Origin of the sequence: Novosphingobium nitrogenifigens DSM 19370, from assembly GCF_000192575.1 — a bacterium.
GTDB classification, from domain to species: Bacteria; Pseudomonadota; Alphaproteobacteria; order Sphingomonadales; family Sphingomonadaceae; genus Novosphingobium; species Novosphingobium nitrogenifigens.
Window position 1 is genome coordinate 364,836 of record NZ_GL876926.1, and the last position, 14,563, is coordinate 379,398.

Here is a 14,563-nt window from a genome sequence, read left to right on the forward strand (position 1 = left end):
GGATGCTGTTCGGCAGGGGCTGTTGATGTTCGGCATTTTGCGCATTGCTTACAAATTGCTGGCGAACGACCGGGCCAAATTCACTGCATTGGTCATGGGGATCACTTTCGCCGTGTTCCTGATGGTGCAGATGACGTCGATGTTCGCCGGTGTGCTGTCGCGCTCGTCGGCGACGGTCTACAATGTCGGGGCGTCGGTGTGGGTCATGGATCCGGCGGTGCAGACGGTCGCCAATTCGATTCCCATGCCCGACAGCGTGCTCGATCAGGTGCGTTCCTTGCCGGGGGTCAAGTTCGCGGTGCCGATCTATTCGGGCGGCAGCCTCGTGAAAATGGCGGACGGGACCTATCAGGCGGTCACGATCATGGGGCTCGACGATACCAGCCTGTTCGGACGGCCGGTCATGGAAGCCGGACGGATCGAGGACATCTATGGCGAGAACGGCTTCATCGCGGTGACCGATTCCGAATATACCAAGATCGGCAGCCCGAAAATCGGTGCGGAATTCCAGATCAACGACCACCGGGCCAAGATCGTCGGTCTGGCAAAAGTCAGCAGCAACGGGTTGTTCGGCGTGCCGACGCTCTACACGACCTATAGCCGGGCGCTGCAATACCTGCCCAATTCCCGCTTCACCATTTCCTACATTCTGGTCGAGCCCAAGAGCGCGGCGGACATTCCTGCCATTCAGGCTGCCGTTGCCCGTGCGGGGTATGTCGCACTGACCCGCGACGCCTTCGTTCGGCAGATCAGCGATTTCTACAAGTACAAGACCGGGATCGGCACCAATCTGCTGATGATGACCGTCATCAGCTTCATTGTCGGGCTGTCGATTTCCGGGCAGACGTTTTACACCTTCATCCTTGAAAATCTTGAAAAGTTCGGTGCGCTCAAGGCCATCGGGATGACGTCGCGGGAACTGGTCGCGATGATCCTGTTCCAGGCGGGCTTCGTCTCGTTGACGGGGTACGGGCTGGGCACCGGGCTTTGCGCCACGATGATCTGGATCGCCCGTGCGCGGATGCCCGACTACGCCGCGATCATCACCTGGGGCAATTTGCTGCTCGCGCTCGGCATGGTGGTGGTGATCGCCGGGATTTCCAGTTGGTTCGCGGTCCGCCGGGTCTTGCGGATCGAACCTTTCGACATCTTCAGGGGGTAGTCATGGGCGAGGTGGCCATCCGCGCCGAAGGGCTGACCAAGGGGTTCGGCCAGGGCGAGACGTTCACGCTGGCGGTGAGCGATGTCAGCTTCGAAGCCTATCGGGGCGAGATGCTGTTCATCGTCGGCCCGTCGGGTTCGGGCAAGACGACGATGCTGTCGATGGTCTCGGGCATTTTGCGCCCCGATTCCGGGCGGGTCATGATTGAGGGCGAGGATATCTGGGCCATGGGTGAAGACGCCCTCGCGCATTTCCGCCTGCACCGCATCGGCTTCGTGTTTCAGGATTTCCACTTGTTTCCGCGCCTGACTACGGCAGAAAACGTGGCGATCCCGTTGGTCATCCAGCGTCGCGACTGGGGCGAGGCGCTCACCGAAGCGCGGCGCTTCCTCGACATCGTGGGGCTCGGCCACCGCGCGGACATCCCGCCGGTCAAGCTGTCGGGCGGAGAGCAGCAGCGCGTGGCGATCGCCCGTGCCCTGATCGGCCAGCCGGACATTCTCGTGCTGGACGAACCGACGGCCTCGCTCGACGGGGATACCGGTCGTAACATCATCGGGTTCGTCCGGCGCGAAGTGCTCAACGACAAGCGCTGCATCCTCATCATCACGCACGATGCCCGCATTTTCGAATTTGCCGACCGCATCATGACGATGGAGGACGGCCGCGTCACCCGGATCGATCAGGGAGGGATGGCCCATGTCGCGCACGAAGGCGTTTGAACAAGGAAACAGGGCATGATCCGCGTACGTCCCGTCTATCTGGCCGCCGTTGCCGGGCTTGCGCTCGCGCTGGGCAGCGCATGGGTCCTGAGCGAGCATCATGCGGCGGAAAAGCCGCTCTTCAAGCCGGTCTCGAACCCCTATGCCGACGGGATCTATGCCAACGGCATGATCGAGAGCCTTCAGCCCCAGGGTATCGACCTCGCGCTCAATCCCGAAGTGTCAGGCAAGGTTGCCCGCGTCTTGGTGCGCGAAGGCGACCATGTCCGTGCCGGGCAGCCCTTGTTGCAACTCGACGACAGCATTCAGCGCCCCAATGCAGAGCAGCTCGACGCCGCAGCCGCTGCGGCAGCCGGAACGCTGGCGGAATTGCATGCCCAGCCGCGCCCCGAAACGCTCGCCGTGTCCGAAGCACAGACCGAAAACGCCGCGGCAACCTTGCGCAACGCCGCCGACGCGCGCGCCAAGCAGGAGCGCGCCTTTGCACTCGATCCGCGTTCGGTCAGCCGGGACGCACTCGACAATGCGCGCAATACTGAAGCGATTGCGGCGACCGCCTACAAGGTGGCCCGGCGCAACACCGACCTCGTGCGCGCGGGGGCATGGCATTTCGACATCGCCAATCAGGAAGCTACCGCGCGTGCGGCGTCCAAGGCGGCACAAGCGGCCCATGCGACGCTCGACAAGTTCACTTTGCGTGCGCCTGCGGATGGCGTCGTCATGGCGATTGCCGCGACTGTCGGCAGCACGGTCTCGACCGGCGGCGTCTATGACCCGCGCACGCAGGCGACCGTTCCGGTGATCACGTATGGTCCGGCGACCGGAGGACGGTTGCAGGTGCGCGCCTATGTCGACGAGATCCTGTTGCCGCATTTGCCGATCGGTCCGGACGGCAAGGGACAAGTGAAAGCGGTCATGAGCCTGCGCGGCTCGGACGTTCATATCCCGCTGCATTTCGAACGGGTGCAGCCTTATGTCTCGCCCAAGATCTCGTTGTCGGACCAACGGCAGGAACGCGTCGACTTGCGCGTGCTGCCGGTGATTTTCTCCTTCACTCCGCCCAAGGGCATGACCGTCTATCCCGGTCAGCTCGTCGACATCTATATCAGTGGGGACGGGAAATGAGCGCGCGTTGCGCAGTCCTGATCCTGTGTGCGGGGACGATCCTGTGCTCGGGGCTGGCGGGCTGTGCGGTCGGACCGAATTTCCATCGCCCGGCGGCGCCTTCGGTGGCGAGCTATCGCGATGGTGGGGATGGCGCCGCAGCGCCCGGGCCGATCGCCGGAAACTGGTGGCATGCGCTCGGCAATGCGCAAGTCGATGCGCTGGTTGAGCGAGGGCTGACTGGCAGCCCGCAGATCGATGCGGCGAAGGCCCGGTTGCGTTCGGCCGAAGCCTCACTGCGGGCCGGGTATGGCGCCTTTTTCCCTCAGGCGAGCGCCAGTTTCGATGCAACGCGCGAGAAATACAGCCTCACGCGCCTTGGCGTGTCGAACAACAGCAATGTCTTCTCGGTGTTCACGCCCTCTCTGTCGGTCAGCTACCTGCTCGACATCTTTGGCGCCAACCGGCGAACGGTGGAGGCGCTCGGTGCGACTGCGGTGGCAGAGCGCGAGACCTTGCGGGGCACGCAACTGACACTGGCGGGCAATATCGCGACAACTGCCATTGCCCGTGCCGCTTTCCACGAAGAGGTGGAGGCATGGGATGCGATCGTCGGTGCCGACGAAGTGCAACTGGCCGCCGCCCATGCGCGTACGGTCGCCGGGACACAGCCTTTGTCGAGCGAGATCGTCTTGTCCAATCAACTCGAAACGGCGCGGATCGATCGCAATGCCGCCCGGGTGAAAGCGCGGCAGGCCGACGATACGCTCGCCGTTCTGATCGGCAGTCCACCGGCCGGAGCCGGGTTGCCCTCGCTGACCCTCGCAGACTTCAGTCCGGCCGGATCGGTGCCCTTGCGCCTGCCGTCAGAGCTCGTGCGGCATCGGCCCGACATTCTCGTGGCCGAAGCGACGGCGCATGCGGCCAGTGCGCAGGTTGGCGTGGCGACGGCCGCGATGCTGCCGCAGATCACTCTGAGCGCGAGCACGGGGTCGACGACCAACAATTTCGAACGCCTGTTTACCAGCGGGACCGGCGTGTGGAGTTATGCGGCCGGTGTCGCTGCGCCGATTTTCGAAGGCGGGACACTGATCAACCGGCGTAAGGCGGCAAAGGCCACGTTCGTTGCCACCATGGCCGATTACCGGCAGACCGTCCTGACCGCGTTCGGACAAGTCGCCGATGCCCTGACGGCCAATGCCGAAGACGGGGCTGCCGATGCCGCCGCGACCAAGGCCTTCGCGGACGCGGATCTGGCTTGGCATCTGGCGCAGACCAATGCAGGCGCAGGGTTGCTCAGCGCGGCTGATCTCGAAGCCGCTCGCGTGACGTGGCAGCAGGCGCGTATCGCTGCGCTGTCGGCACGTTCGACGCATCTGCAGGATATCGTTGCGCTTTATGTCGCACTCGGTGGAGGCGATCTGACGGAAGCGGCGAAGGAATGAGACCACACTCCAATGCGTTGGTCTTATCAGGGTTCACGACTACCCCCGCAGCATCAGGCGGCGACAATCACGGAAAGGAGACAATCATGCGTCGCACAAACGGAGCGCGCGCCGGGATCGTTGCCGGTCTTGTCGTTCTGGCGGCAATCTCGCCGATGTCCGCATTCGCCCAGCATGCCCCGAACGGAGGCGGAGGACAGGGCGGTCATTCCGGTGGGCCGGGTGGCGGTGGCCAAGGGGGTGGCGGCCAGAGTGGCGGCGGCCAGGGCGGCGGTTTTGGCGGCGGGCAGCAGTCCGGCGGACAATACGGTGGTCAACGCGGATCGGCTGGCGGGATGCAGGGCGGCGATCGCGGCGGGCGTCAGGTCGAACGCGAACGCGCACCCAACGGTTATTCGCCCCCCTCGATGCAGGGGGGTGGGCCTTCGCGTCCGCAGAGCATCGATCGTCGGGCCTACAACCACAATTTCAACGCCGACCACGGCTACCACGTCGGTCCCTATCGGGCGCCTTACGGCTATCGCTATCGCCGCTGGGGCTATGGGGAAGTCCTGCCGCGTGCCTATTGGGGCCGCAATTACTGGATGTCGGACTACTGGCTGTTCGGTCTCGACGTGCCGCCGGTCGATTGCGAATGGGTTCGCTATGGCCCGGACGCGCTGCTGATCGATATTCGTACGGGCGAAATCCTGCAGGTGATCTACGGCCGCTTCCTCTAAGCAGACTATCAGGCAAAATCGGACGGGCCGCTCAACCGAGCGGCCCGTTTCGTTTCATTCCCAGCTGCGGTTGCGCAGCGCCGCGCTCATCATCTTGCGACGGGCGAACTTGCCCGCAAGATAGCTGTAGAAGAACCACGGCATCGCGCGGGCAGGGAGCAAGCCATAGGCGATCTTTTCCCATCCGTTCCAGCTGACGGCCGTCGAATTGGTACGGCGGGGCGAGGGGAAGCAATAGTGCCGCTCGTCATAGATCGAGGGCCCCTTGTCCATCATGCGCACCATGATCTCGTGATCTTCGAGAACATAGGGCCAGATTGCGGTGTCGAAGCCACCGGCTGCACGGAACGGGGCCAGCCGCCAGGATTGCGCATAAGTCCCCGCGTGGCACTTTTTCGGCAACATTCGGCTGGCGAAAAGCACCCGGCGCAGGCGTGCTTTCGCTTCGGCGCTTTCGGGCGGGCCATAGATGTCGATGGCCATCACGCTGGTCGCGGTGGGATTGGCATCGAACAGTTCGATCACCCGCGACACATAATGCGGCGGGTAGATCGTGTCGGCATTGAGAAAGGTGATGAAGTCCCCGCTCGCGAGCGAGATCCCCTTCATCAGCGCCGAGACGACGCCCGGCGTTTCCTCGACGACGTGGAGATAATTGAGCCCGCTCTGTGACAGGAACTCTTCGACCATCGCGGGCGACGCGTCGGACGAGCGGTTGTTGACGATGATCAGGCGGAAGTCCCGGGTATCCTGTGCCGCAATCGCCTTGAGCGTCGGCAGGATGAAGTTCTCTTCGTTGTAATAGGGAAGAACCAGAGAGACGCGGGGCGAAGTCGAGGACAAGGTGCGATCCAGAACTGCCCCGGCCGGCGCGGGGGTGCGCCTCGACGGCCCTCAGGGCTTGTCGAGCACGTAGCCGAGCGACCGCACCGTGCGCAAGGGATAGCCCGCACCGGCGTCACGCAGAGCCCGGCGCAGACGGCTGACCCAGGCATCGACCGTGCGTTCGTCGATCGGCTGTTCCACCTTGCCGAGCGCGGCGATCAACTGCCCGCGCGAAAAGACCTGGCCGGGCTGTTCCATCAGATAGCGCAGGAGGCGGAACTCGTTGGGCATGAGCCCGATCGGCTTGTCCTTCCACCGTGCCTGCAATGCGGAAAGGTCGAGCGAGAGATCACCCAGCCGCAAGGTGCGCGCCGGGATTTCCGCTTCGGGCAACTGGACCGAGAGAACGCGGTCGAGGACCGAGGATCGATCGATCGGGCCGATGATATAGTCGTCGGCTCCGGCACGCAGGGCCCGGCGCTTCGCTTCGGCCTCGTCCTCTTCGAGCACCATGGTCACATGCGCGGTCTCGGTCTGCGGATCGCAGCGCAAGCGGCGGCAAAGTTCCAGTCCCGACAGGTCCGGCAAGACCCAGTCCACGAAAGCCCACGGGCGACCATCGATCAGGGGCAGGGGAGCCGAACCGCCCCACTTGTGAAAGACCACGCGCAAGTCGCCGTGGACGAAGCTGTCGCTGCCGCCCGGCATCTGGCCGGTCACGAGAATGTCGATCTGCCGCATGGGGTCCTGTCGCAATGATGCCGGGAAGGTGGCCTGATGCGCTCTTTGTCTGCGGAATGTGACGGGTCCATGACGATGCGCACATGGCTTGCGCATCCGGTTCGGGCAGGCTTAGCTGCGCGCCGCCCGCGAACGGGCGAGTTTCCAAAAACGAGGGAGAGACAGGATCATGCATGGCCCGTTGTTCGGGGAGTTTTTGGGGACGATGGTGCTCCTGTTGTTCGGGAATGGCGTTGTCGCCAATGCCCTGCTGGCGGACTCGAAAGGCAAGGACGGCGGCTGGATCGTCATTACCGCCGGATGGGGCTTTGCGGTCCTTTGCGGGATCGTCACCAGCCTTGCTGTCGGCGGCGTTGCCCATCTCAACCCTGCCGTGACACTCGCGGGTGCCGTCACTTCGGGGGATTACAGCCATGTCGTGCCCTATATCGCCGCACAAATGGCCGGGGCGATCGTTTCGGGCGTTCTGGTCTGGCTGGTCTATCTGCCGCATTGGGCCGGATCCGATCCGGAGAGCAAGCTGGCAGTGTTCTGCACGCAACCCGCGATCCGGGCTCCGGCCGCCAATGCCCTGACTGAATTCCTCGGCACAGTCGCTCTGATCGTGGTCGGGACCGCGATCGGGTCGAAGGGCGTCTCGGCAAGTGGCCTTGCGCCGGGCTTGTCGCCGTTCCTGTGGGGCATTCTGGTCTGGGCGCTTGGGCTCTCGCTCGGCGGTCCCACCGGCTATGCGATCAATCCCGCGCGCGATCTGGGGCCGCGTATCGCCCATGCCCTGCTGCCGATCGCGGGGAAGCGTGACGCTGACTGGAGTTATGCGTGGGTGCCGGTCGTGGCTCCCTTGCTCGGCGGCGTGGTCGGCGCAGTGATCGTCCGGGCGACCGGGATCATCTGAGGCGGAAAGGCGGTGGCGTCGTGCATCGGGCGTGGACGCCAAACGAGAGAAACCAGGGTTGTCCCGGAAAGCTTACAACGAAAAAAGGGGCGGTCGTTTCCGACCGCCCCTTTTTTCGTTTCGCTCGGTTTCTGGCCCGGTTTCCCGGATCAGTCCTGGCTCACCCGACGTGTTCGGCAAGAACGGTCAGGCCCTTGGCGCTGACTTCCGCGAAACCGCCCTTGACCGGAATTTCTTCCGGGTGGCCGTTTTCGCTGCGCCAGACGCGGATCACGCCGTCCTTCACCGTCGAAGTGAACGGAGCGTGGCCTTCGAGCACGCCGAATTCGCCTTCGGTGCCGGGCACGACGACTTGATGGACTTCTTCCGACAGGACGAGCCGGGCGGGAGTAACGAGTTCGAAATGCAGCGGCATGGTCATGCAGTCCCGGTAAGGCCCGCCCCGGCACTATGCAGGGGCGGGTTTCGCCTGATCAGGCTTCAGCAGCCAGCTTCTTGGCCTTTTCGACCGCTTCCGCGATGCCGCCGACCATGTAGAACGCGGCTTCGGGCAGGTGGTCGTATTCGCCGTCCACAACCGCCTTGAACGAGGTGACGGTGTCTTCGAGCTGAACGAACTTGCCGGGGAAGCCGGTGAACACTTCGGCGACGTGGAACGGCTGCGACAGGAAGCGCTGGATCTTGCGCGCGCGGGCGACAGTCAGCTTGTCCTCTTCCGACAGTTCGTCCATCCCGAGGATGGCGATGATGTCCTGAAGCGACTTGTACTTCTGCAGCGTTTCCTGAACGCGACGAGCGGTGCTGTAGTGCACTTCACCGACGATGCGCGGTTCGAGAACGCGGCTGGTCGAGTCGAGCGGGTCGACCGCCGGATAGATGCCGAGTTCGGCGATCGAACGCGACAGCGTGGTGGTCGCGTCGAGGTGGGCGAACGAAGCAGCCGGAGCAGGGTCGGTAAGGTCGTCCGCAGGGACGTAGATCGCCTGAACCGAGGTGATCGAGCCCTTGGTGGTCGAGGTGATGCGTTCCTGCAGCTGACCCATGTCGGTCGCCAGGGTCGGCTGATAGCCCACCGCCGAAGGAATACGGCCGAGCAGCGCCGACACTTCCGAACCCGCCTGGGTGAAGCGGAAGATGTTGTCGACGAAGAACAGAACGTCCTGGCCTTCCTGGTCGCGGAAGTATTCGGCCATCGTCAGACCCGAGAGAGCGACGCGAGCGCGGGCGCCCGGGGGTTCGTTCATCTGGCCGAAAACGAGCGCAACCTTCGAACCGTCCGAGGTGGCGTTGCCTTCCGCGTCCTTCGCGATAACGCCGGCATCGAGGAATTCGTGGTAGAGGTCGTTACCTTCACGGGTACGTTCACCGACGCCCGCGAAGACCGACACGCCGCCGTGACCCTTGGCGATGTTGTTGATCAGTTCCTGGATGAGAACGGTCTTGCCGACGCCCGCACCGCCGAACAGACCGATCTTGCCGCCCTTGGCGTAGGGAGCGAGAAGGTCGATGACCTTGATGCCGGTGACGAGGATCGCGGCTTCGGTCGACTGTTCGATGAATTCCGGAGCCTTGGCGTGGATCGGGGCGAACATGTCGGCGCCGACCGGGCCGTTGTCGTCGATCGGGTCGCCGACGACGTTCAGAATGCGGCCGAGGGTCTTGGGACCGACGGGAACCGAGATCTGCGCGCCGGTGTTGCTGACGGGCTGCCCGCGGGTCAGGCCGTCGGTCGAGTCCATCGCGATCGTGCGGACGGTGTTTTCACCGAGGTGCTGCGCGACTTCGAGAACAAGGCGATTGCCGTTGTTGTCGGTTTCGAGCGCGGTGAGGATCGCCGGCAGTTCGCCGTCGAACTGCACGTCGACAACGGCGCCGATGACCTGGCTGATCTTGCCGGTAGAGGTGAGCACGGTGGCCATGGGTTTTTCCTTGCGTTCTTATCGGGTCGTCACAGCGCTTCCGCGCCAGCAATGATTTCGACGAGTTCGGTGGTGATCGCGGCCTGACGGCTGCGGTTGTACTGGATCGTCAGCTTCTTGATGAGTTCGCCGGCGTTGCGCGTGGCGTTGTCCATCGCGGTCATCGACGCACCCTGTTCGCTCGCTGCGTTTTCGAGCAGCGCGCCGAAGATCTGGGTGCGCAGATAGCGCGGCAGAAGCTCGGCGAGGATGGTTTCCTCGTCGGGTTCGTACTGCACCACCGCACCGTCGCTCACGGCCGCCTTGGGGGCGGGCACCGGGACGATCTGCTGCACGGTCGGTTCCTGCACCAGAGCGCTGCGGAACTTGCCGAAGAAGAGGTGGGCGATGTCGAACTTGCCCGCATCATAAAGCGCGAGCAGTTCCTGTGCGATCGCTTCGGCTTCGGTGAAGCCGGCTTCGCGCACGGTGGTCGTGTCGAACGAGCCGATGATCGCCTTGGGGAAGTCGCGGCGGATCGGCACGCGACCCTTGCGGCCGACCAGGTAGAACACCACGGTCTTGCCCTGCGCGGTCAGTTCGTGCGCCTTGAGCTTTGCAGCCTTGACGATGTTCGAATTGAACGCGCCGCACAGACCGCGGTCAGAGTTCGCGACGACCAGCAGATGCACCTGATCCTTGCCGGTACCGGCAAGAAGGCGCGGCGAGCTCTCGCTCAGCGTCACGCGGCTGGCGAGGCTGCCGACAACGTCGGCAAGGCGCGTCGCATAGGGACGCGCGGCTTCGGCGGCGGCCTGCGCCTTGCGCAGCTTGGCTGCAGCGACCATCTGCTTGGCCTTGGTGATCTTCTGGGTCGACTTGACCGAGTTGATCCGGAGCTTGAGTTCCTTGAGCGAGGCCACTCGTCGTTTCCTTTGTAGCCGCCCCTGTCCGCGAACGGAAAATCAGGCGGCACGAACCGGGGAAATCCGGCCGGGTCAGACCGGCCGGTCGACAGGAACCGGTCCCGAAAGGACCGGTTCCCTTGCGATCACGCGAACCGCTTGCCGAACGTTTCGAGCGCTTCCTTGACCTTCGCCTTGGTCGCGTCGCCAAGATCCTTGGAGTCGCGGATTTCGGCGAGGATGTCGGCGCGTTCGGTGCGCAGGTAGCTCAGCAGTTCGGCTTCGTACTGCGTCACCTGGTTGACCGGGATCGAGTCGAGGTAGCCGCTGGTGCCGGCGAAGATGACGACAGTCTGTTCTTCGAACGCGAGCGGCGAGAACTGGGGCTGCTTGAGCAGTTCAGTCAGGCGTGCACCGCGGTTCAGAAGCTTCTGCGTCGAAGCGTCGAGGTCCGAACCGAACTGGGCGAAGGCCGCCATTTCGCGGTACTGCGCCAGCTCGAGCTTGATCGAGCCCGAAACCTTCTTCATCGCCTTGGTCTGGGCGGCCGAGCCGACGCGGCTGACCGAGAGGCCGACGTTGATGGCCGGACGGATGCCCTGATAGAACAGGCCGGTTTCGAGGAAGATCTGGCCGTCGGTGATCGAGATCACGTTGGTCGGAATGTACGCCGAAACGTCGCCCGCCTGGGTTTCGATGATCGGCAGCGCGGTCAGCGAGCCGGCGCCGTTGTCGTCGTTCATCTTCGCAGCGCGTTCAAGAAGACGGCTGTGGAGATAGAACACGTCGCCCGGATAAGCTTCACGGCCCGGAGGACGACGAAGCAGCAGCGACATCTGGCGATAGGCAACGGCCTGCTTGGAAAGGTCGTCATACACGATCACGGCGTGCATGCCGTTGTCGCGGAAGAATTCGCCCATCGCGCAGCCGGTGTAGGGCGCGAGGTACTGCAGCGGAGCCGGTTCCGAAGCGGTCGCGGCGATGACGATCGAGTATTCGAGCGCGCCGTTTTCTTCGAGCTGACGGACGATCTGCGCAACGGTCGAGCGCTTCTGGCCGACTGCGACGTAGATGCAGTAGAGCTTCTTGCCTTCATCCGAACCGGTGTTGGCCGGCTTCTGGTTGATGAAGGTGTCGATCGCGACGGCGGTCTTGCCGGTCTGACGGTCGCCGATGATCAGCTCGCGCTGGCCACGGCCGATCGGGACCAGGGCGTCGATCGCCTTGAGGCCGGTCTGGACGGGTTCATGCACCGACTTGCGGGGGATGATGCCCGGAGCCTTGAGCTCGACGCGGCGGCGTTCGGCGTACATGATCGGGCCCTTGCCGTCGATCGGGTTGCCGAGCGCGTCGACGACGCGGCCGAGCAGGCCCTTGCCGGTGGGAACGTCCACGATGGTGCCGGTGCGGCGGACGGTGTCGCCTTCCTTGATCTCGGAGTCGGTGCCGAAGATCACGACGCCGACGTTGTCGGCTTCGAGGTTGAGCGCCATGCCCTTAACGCCATTGGCGAATTCGACCATTTCGCCGGCCTGGACCTTGTCGAGGCCGTGGATGCGGGCGATGCCGTCGCCGACCGACAGCACCGAGCCGACTTCCGAGACCTGCGCTTCTGTGCCGAAGCTGGCGATCTGGTCCTTGATGACCTTTGAGATTTCAGCGGCGCGGATTTCCATGTTCTGCCTTTCGTGCAAACTGTCGAAGGCGCTTCAGGCCTTCATGGCCTGGGCAAGCGAATTGAGACGGGTGCGGATCGAACCATCGATCATCTGGCTGCCGATCTGGACGACCAGACCGCCGAGGATGTCGGGATCGACCCGGGTGCGGATCTTGACCGCGCGGCCTTCGCGCGCGGAAAGCTTGGCCGAAAGTTCGGCAAGCTGGGCATCGTCGAGCGGATGAGCGGTCGTGACGCTTGCCGTCACTTCGCCACGCACGTCGGCCGAAATCGTCGCGAAGGCGCGAACGATGTCAGGAAGCGAGGCCAGGCGGCGGTTTTCCGCCAGAACCCCCAGGAAATTGGCCGTGATCGGCGAAACGCCGAGCACTTCGCCAACAGCCTTTACTGCCTTGGCAGCGGCTTCGCGGGTGATCTGCGGATCGCGGATCAGCAGGGCGAAGTCAGCCGATTCGCTGATCGCTGCAGCCAGGCGTTCGAGATCGCTCTCGACAACGATGGTTGCACCCTGCTCGCTGGCCAGATCAAAGAGCGCCGAGGCGTAACGCCCCGCCAGACTTGCCGTAATGGCGCCGGAAATCCCCACGCGCTTTCGTCCCCTCGTCGGATGAGTCCTCATGGCTGTTCGCCCCGCTTCGAGCGGGTGTCACAGCCTGCAATCGGGGGGCGCCTAGCAACCTCGGTTGCGTATTACAAGATAGCAGTTCGCAAGTCCGGTGCTTGTCTGTGCAGACGTATGCATTTTCCTGTCCCGAAAACGCGACTCTGGCCCCCAAAAGCCGCGTTCGAACGATCCAGTCGGCTCCCTCCTGTCCTTGTCCTTAGCGCATCGGCTGGCAGTTGTAACGCATGCGTTCGTTGGGTTCGGGCGGGAGCAGGGCCTTGATGGCGCCCTGGGCCGCACCGAACTGGCGGGCAAGGTCCTGATTGCCGCCGCATGAGGGAATCGAGATCTTTTGCCGTTCGGCCCGGGCGCGGTTCATGTCGTCGATCCCCATGAGGAAGCGTTCGACGGTATAAGTGCGGGTGTCGGGATCGAAATGCGTGACCGAGATGGTGTCCTCGCCGTTGGGGACGAGGATGCGTGACCAGCCGTCCTGGGAAAGGCCGTACTGGGTGCGCCCGTTGACGCAGCCCCCTGCGCTCCATTCGACGGGCACGTCGGTGATGTCCGAGACGGTGACGCGGCTGCGCTGCGGGTCGAGTACACAGATGAGCTTGCCGGTGCCATCGCTCGCGGGGCTTCCCGAGGCGTCGGGAGAGGCTGCCGCACTGGCATCGGCCTCGGCCAGAATATCCTTGGCGCGGTCATCGATGGCGCCGAGCGAGGGGCGCAGCAGCCAGGCGAAGACGGCGGCAAGGACAAGGACCACACAAAGGCCGAGCGCGATCTTCATGTTCCGGCGATTGCCTTTCTGCCACTGGAGATAGGCGAAAGTGGCAACTCCGATGGCAACGACGAGCAGCAGGGCGGCAATGGCAAGTCCGTTGTCGCGTTCGGAGAGGACATTGAGTTCCGCGTCGCGGCGGGCCTTGTCGAGGGCGCGGTCATGCGCGGCGGCGCGGGCGGCCTGTTGCGCAGAGGCGCGGACTTGATCGTCGGCGGCGCGCTGGCTGTCGGCGCGATCGAGGTCGGCAATGGAGATGCAGGGCAGGCCCGCCAGATGCGGCGTTACCCCGGCTGTTTTCAGGAACGGCTCCAATTCCCGCATGGAAACCGCGAAAAAGAAAGAGGAATCCGTGCCGTTGTCGCTGATCGTGCCGAAGCTGTTGACGCCGATCACCCGGCCGCACGTGTCGAGCAGGGGGCCGCCGGAATTGCCCGCGCCAAGCTGGGCGGTGTGGAGAATCGTGTCGAATTCCTTCGACGAGCGGCCTCCCGAAACCTGCCCATAGGTTTTCACTGTATCCTGCGGGGTGACGAGATCGCCGACGCCGAGACCCTGGGCCTGATCGACATTGCCGGGATAGCCGACCGCCGAAACCTGTGCGCCGTCCTGGACCGGACCGGGGAACAGGGTGAGCGGAGGCAGCGAGGCATGGTTGCCCAGTTGCAGGAGGGCAAGGTCGTTGCCGGGCGAAAAGGCAACGATCTTTGCCGGGAAGCTAGATCGGCCCTGCGAAGGGATGACGCCGATCAGGACGTTGGAATCGTTGTGGGCGTCTTCGACCACATGCGCATTCGTCACGATGAGGTCGGGCGTGATTGCAAAGCCGGAGCCGTGGCCGAGCAGGCTGGTTCCCATCCATCCGCTGCGCACGATGACGACGCGGACCACGCCCCGACTGGCGGCGGCGATGTCGGCCGGGTCGGCATGGGCCGGTGCCAAGGGAAAGAGGGCGGAGAGAATCAGCGCAAAGGCGTGCAACGGCGCGCGCAGCAGCGCGGGCAGGCGGAAAGCAGTGCGAAAACGAGCCATGGCCGCCGTTCTTGCCCGGTTCGCTTTTGATCGCAAGGCGCGGGATGCG

The 14,563-nt window shown here is 64.0% G+C and carries 14 protein-coding genes; 6 read left to right on the forward strand and 8 right to left on the reverse strand.

Annotated features, from left to right (window positions below; all coding sequences use genetic code 11):
• Positions 1-25: 25 nt before the first annotated feature.
• The 5 genes from Y88_RS01995 to Y88_RS19310 all read left to right on the forward strand — a co-directional run bounded on the left by Y88_RS01995 (position 26) and on the right by Y88_RS19310 (position 5,152).
• Complete coding sequence (locus Y88_RS01995) at positions 26-1,162, forward strand: ABC transporter permease (protein ID WP_008065752.1); 1,137 nt, start codon at positions 26-28, stop codon at positions 1,160-1,162.
• Positions 1,163-1,164: 2 nt separating this feature from the next.
• A complete protein-coding gene (locus tag Y88_RS02000) occupies positions 1,165-1,884 on the forward strand; it encodes an ABC transporter ATP-binding protein (RefSeq protein WP_018075251.1) in 720 nt (239 codons plus the stop codon).
• Positions 1,885-1,899: 15 nt separating this feature from the next.
• Positions 1,900-3,009: an HlyD family secretion protein gene (locus Y88_RS02005; protein WP_008065757.1), complete on the forward strand. Its 1,110-nt coding sequence runs from the start codon at positions 1,900-1,902 to the stop codon at positions 3,007-3,009.
• Complete coding sequence (locus Y88_RS02010; protein WP_008065760.1) at positions 3,006-4,433, forward strand: efflux transporter outer membrane subunit; 1,428 nt, start codon at positions 3,006-3,008, stop codon at positions 4,431-4,433. The genes Y88_RS02005 and Y88_RS02010 overlap by 4 nt, the downstream gene beginning before the upstream one ends.
• An 86-nt stretch (positions 4,434-4,519) precedes the next feature.
• Positions 4,520-5,152 (forward strand): RcnB family protein, encoded by a 633-nt coding sequence (locus Y88_RS19310; protein ID WP_008065764.1) that lies wholly within the window; start codon positions 4,520-4,522, stop codon positions 5,150-5,152.
• Positions 5,153-5,206: 54 nt separating this feature from the next.
• Here the strand turns inward: Y88_RS19310 and Y88_RS02025 are convergent, their stop codons facing one another.
• Together Y88_RS02025 and Y88_RS02030 are read right to left on the reverse strand one after the other, a co-directional pair.
• Positions 5,207-5,995: a glycosyltransferase family A protein gene (locus tag Y88_RS02025; protein WP_008065770.1), complete on the reverse strand. Its 789-nt coding sequence runs from the start codon at positions 5,993-5,995 to the stop codon at positions 5,207-5,209.
• A 51-nt stretch (positions 5,996-6,046) separates the two neighbouring features.
• On the reverse strand, positions 6,047-6,718 hold the full coding sequence (locus Y88_RS02030) for a response regulator transcription factor (protein WP_008065772.1): 672 nt from the start codon (positions 6,716-6,718) through the stop codon (positions 6,047-6,049).
• A 169-nt stretch (positions 6,719-6,887) separates the two neighbouring features.
• Between Y88_RS02030 and Y88_RS02035 the strand changes: the two genes are divergently transcribed.
• A complete protein-coding gene (locus Y88_RS02035) occupies positions 6,888-7,613 on the forward strand; it encodes an MIP/aquaporin family protein (RefSeq protein ID WP_018075248.1) in 726 nt (241 codons plus the stop codon).
• A 160-nt stretch (positions 7,614-7,773) separates the two neighbouring features.
• Here Y88_RS02035 and Y88_RS02040 read toward each other — a convergent pair whose 3' ends face one another.
• The 6 genes from Y88_RS02040 to Y88_RS02065 all read right to left on the reverse strand — a co-directional run bounded on the left by Y88_RS02040 (position 7,774) and on the right by Y88_RS02065 (position 14,514).
• Positions 7,774-8,028 carry an ATP synthase F1 subunit epsilon gene (locus tag Y88_RS02040; RefSeq protein WP_018075247.1) on the reverse strand — a complete coding sequence of 85 codons (255 nt, stop codon included), beginning with the start codon at positions 8,026-8,028 and terminating at the stop codon, positions 7,774-7,776.
• Positions 8,029-8,086: 58 nt separating this feature from the next.
• Complete coding sequence (gene atpD / locus Y88_RS02045) at positions 8,087-9,532, reverse strand: F0F1 ATP synthase subunit beta (RefSeq protein WP_008065778.1); 1,446 nt, start codon at positions 9,530-9,532, stop codon at positions 8,087-8,089.
• 29 nt (positions 9,533-9,561) lie between these two features.
• The gene (locus Y88_RS02050; protein ID WP_008065781.1) at positions 9,562-10,434 is read right to left on the reverse strand and encodes a F0F1 ATP synthase subunit gamma; all 873 of its coding nucleotides are present in this window, start codon (positions 10,432-10,434) and stop codon (positions 9,562-9,564) included.
• Positions 10,435-10,562: 128 nt separating this feature from the next.
• On the reverse strand, positions 10,563-12,092 hold the full coding sequence (gene atpA, locus Y88_RS02055; RefSeq protein WP_008065782.1) for a F0F1 ATP synthase subunit alpha: 1,530 nt from the start codon (positions 12,090-12,092) through the stop codon (positions 10,563-10,565).
• A 33-nt stretch (positions 12,093-12,125) separates the two neighbouring features.
• Positions 12,126-12,680, reverse strand: coding sequence for a F0F1 ATP synthase subunit delta (locus Y88_RS02060; RefSeq protein ID WP_008065783.1), 555 nt, complete (start codon positions 12,678-12,680; stop codon positions 12,126-12,128).
• A gap of 235 nt (positions 12,681-12,915) precedes the next feature.
• The gene (locus tag Y88_RS02065) at positions 12,916-14,514 is read right to left on the reverse strand and encodes a S1C family serine protease (protein ID WP_018075246.1); all 1,599 of its coding nucleotides are present in this window, start codon (positions 14,512-14,514) and stop codon (positions 12,916-12,918) included.
• Positions 14,515-14,563 lie beyond the last annotated feature (49 nt).

Excerpts from the sequence above, each read along its gene's own strand:
- Y88_RS01995 (WP_008065752.1), top strand. The coding sequence starts at position 26 with ATGTTCGGCATTTTGCGCATTGCTTACAAATTGCTGGCGAACGACCGG.
- Y88_RS02000 (WP_018075251.1), top strand. The coding sequence starts at position 1,165 with ATGGGCGAGGTGGCCATCCGCGCCGAAGGGCTGACCAAGGGGTTCGGC.
- Y88_RS02005 (WP_008065757.1), top strand. The coding sequence starts at position 1,900 with ATGATCCGCGTACGTCCCGTCTATCTGGCCGCCGTTGCCGGGCTTGCG.
- Y88_RS02010 (WP_008065760.1), top strand. The coding sequence starts at position 3,006 with ATGAGCGCGCGTTGCGCAGTCCTGATCCTGTGTGCGGGGACGATCCTG.
- Y88_RS19310 (WP_008065764.1), top strand. The coding sequence starts at position 4,520 with ATGCGTCGCACAAACGGAGCGCGCGCCGGGATCGTTGCCGGTCTTGTC.
- Y88_RS02030 (WP_008065772.1), bottom strand. The coding sequence starts at position 6,718 with ATGCGGCAGATCGACATTCTCGTGACCGGCCAGATGCCGGGCGGCAGC.
- Y88_RS02035 (WP_018075248.1), top strand. The coding sequence starts at position 6,888 with ATGCATGGCCCGTTGTTCGGGGAGTTTTTGGGGACGATGGTGCTCCTG.
- Y88_RS02040 (WP_018075247.1), bottom strand. The coding sequence starts at position 8,028 with ATGCCGCTGCATTTCGAACTCGTTACTCCCGCCCGGCTCGTCCTGTCG.
- atpD (WP_008065778.1), bottom strand. The coding sequence starts at position 9,532 with ATGGCCACCGTGCTCACCTCTACCGGCAAGATCAGCCAGGTCATCGGC.
- atpA (WP_008065782.1), bottom strand. The coding sequence starts at position 12,092 with ATGGAAATCCGCGCCGCTGAAATCTCAAAGGTCATCAAGGACCAGATC.
- Y88_RS02065 (WP_018075246.1), bottom strand. The coding sequence starts at position 14,514 with ATGGCTCGTTTTCGCACTGCTTTCCGCCTGCCCGCGCTGCTGCGCGCG.